Source organism: Streptomyces sparsus, assembly GCF_054776295.1.
This window is the reverse complement of sequence record NZ_BAAHCA010000864.1, coordinates 1-2084: the sequence shown is the minus strand read 5'-3', so window position 1 is coordinate 2084 and position 2084 is coordinate 1. Positions and strand designations below refer to the sequence as shown.

Here is a 2084-nt window from a genome sequence, read left to right as displayed (position 1 = left end):
CGCGCAGCCGGCCGCCCCCGGGCGGCGGGCGGCGGACGGCCGTCGCGGGGGAAGAGCCGCGGGCCGGCCGAGACCGGACCCGACGGCCTTCTTGTGGTGGACAAACCGGCCGGCTTCACGTCCCACGACGTGGTCGCCAAGATGCGCGGCATCGCCCGCACCCGCCGGGTGGGCCATGCCGGAACGCTGGACCCGATGGCGACCGGTGTGCTGGTGCTCGGCCTCGGCCGCGGCACCAAACTGCTCGGGCACCTCGCCCTCACCGAGAAGGAGTACGTCGCGACGATCCGGCTCGGGCAGACCACGGTGACCGACGACGCCGAGGGGGAACTCACCTCGTCCGTACCGGCCACCGGCGTCACCCGCGAAGCCGTCGACGCGGCCGTCGCCGCCCAGACGGGCGCCATCCAGCAGGTGCCGTCCAAGGTCAGCGCCATCAAGGTCGACGGCAAGCGCAGCTACGCCCGGGTCCGTGAGGGTGAGGAGTTCGAACTGGCCGCCCGTCCCGTCACGGTCTCCGCCTTCCACGTCCACGACGTCCGCGAGCAGACCGCCGAGGACGGCACCCCGGTGCTCGACCTGCTGGTCTCCCTCGTCTGCTCGTCCGGCACCTACGTGCGGGCCATCGCCCGCGACATCGGCGCCGCGCTCGGAGTGGGCGGCCACCTGACCGCGCTGCGCCGCACCCGCGTCGGCCCCTACGGCGTCGGCTCGGCGCGCACGCTGGAGCAGCTCCAGGAGGAGCTGGCCCCGATGCCGCTCAACGAGGCCGCGGCGAAGGCGTTCCCGCGCTGGGACGTGGACGAGCGGCAGGCCCGGCTGCTGGCCAACGGCGTCCGCCTCGACATGCCCGAACTGCCGTCCGGCCCGATCGCCGCGTTCGGCCCGCAGGACCGGCTGCTCGCCCTGGTCGAGCCGCACCACGGCCGGGCCAAGAGCCTCGCCGTTTTCGTCTGAGGCCGTCCGCAGGCCCCGGGCCTGCCGACGGTGCCGGTCCGTTCCCGGCTGACGGGCCCGGGGCCCGTGGGGCGGCCCAGGTCCGTGGGGCCGTTCTGGGGCTGTTCGACGGCCCCCTCAGATCTGCCCGTCCCGCCCGCGCACCCGCCCGGCCGGGGCACGTCACACGGTTCCGTCCGTCGCGTGCCCCGGCCTGCACGTTCACCCCATTGGGCAGGCGCTCGGAGTGAACTCCGGGCGCGCCCGGGGCGCGTTGCCCTCGGGCGCTGGCCCCGGCGGGCCCCCGCCGCCTACCGTCGATCCGGACGAGACGGGGTGGTGAGTACCAGCGATGTCGGTGACGCCGGCACCCACGCCGTTCGCGATGCCCGCGGACGCCGTGCCGGTGCGGATCTGCGACCGGGCCGGGCGACCCCGCGGCGCCGGGTTCGTCGCCGACGGCACGGGCACCCTGATCACCACCCACGAGGCCGTCGACGGCCTGCACGAGATGCTGCTGCACACGGCCGACGGCCGCACGCACCTCGCGGACGCGGCGGACCTCACCACGTTCCCCGAGTGCGACCTCGCGCTCGTCCGGGCCACCACGCTCACCGGACCGCCACCCGTCATCGGCACCGAACGGCCCCCCGGCACCCGGGTGCGGTTCTGGGCCGGCGAGTGGGTCGAGACCACGCTCGGCGACACCACCGAAGCCGCCTACACCTCCACCGACGGCCACCACGTGCTCGGATCGGTGCTGCGCCTCGAACTTCCCGAAGCGACGGCGGCGGCCCTGCGGCGGAGCCGCACGGTCACCGGCTCACCCGTGCTCGACGTGGACACCGGTGCCGTACTCGCCGTGCTCTCGACCGCGCTGCTCTGCCCGGGCCACCGAGGGCTCGCCGTCCCCATCCGGGACCCGCTGCACCCGGCGCCCCTGCGCGACGTGCTCGGCCGCAACGGCGACGCCGCACCCGGCTTCGGCACCGACCTCAACCTCGCGGGAGTGCTCGCCCTGGCCGCCAGGACGGTCCCGCCCCCGCGCACACCGGCGTCCGAACGGGTCGAGCGGCCCGCCATCAGCGCCGAGCTGGCCGCCTTCACCTCCGGCAGCGCCGGAGTGCTCGCCCTGATCGGCGACCCCG

Annotated in this window: 1 protein-coding gene and 1 pseudogene; both read left to right on the top strand. The window is 75.8% G+C overall.

The features are described from left to right. Nucleotides 1-93: 93 nt before the first annotated feature. Complete coding sequence (gene truB / locus ACYVE9_RS24275; protein ID WP_461030032.1) at nt 94-957, top strand: tRNA pseudouridine(55) synthase TruB; 864 nt, start codon at nt 94-96, stop codon at nt 955-957. A gap of 364 nt (nt 958-1321) precedes the next feature. Next, nucleotides 1322-2084, top strand: a pseudogene (locus ACYVE9_RS24270) (serine protease); the annotation flags it as partial.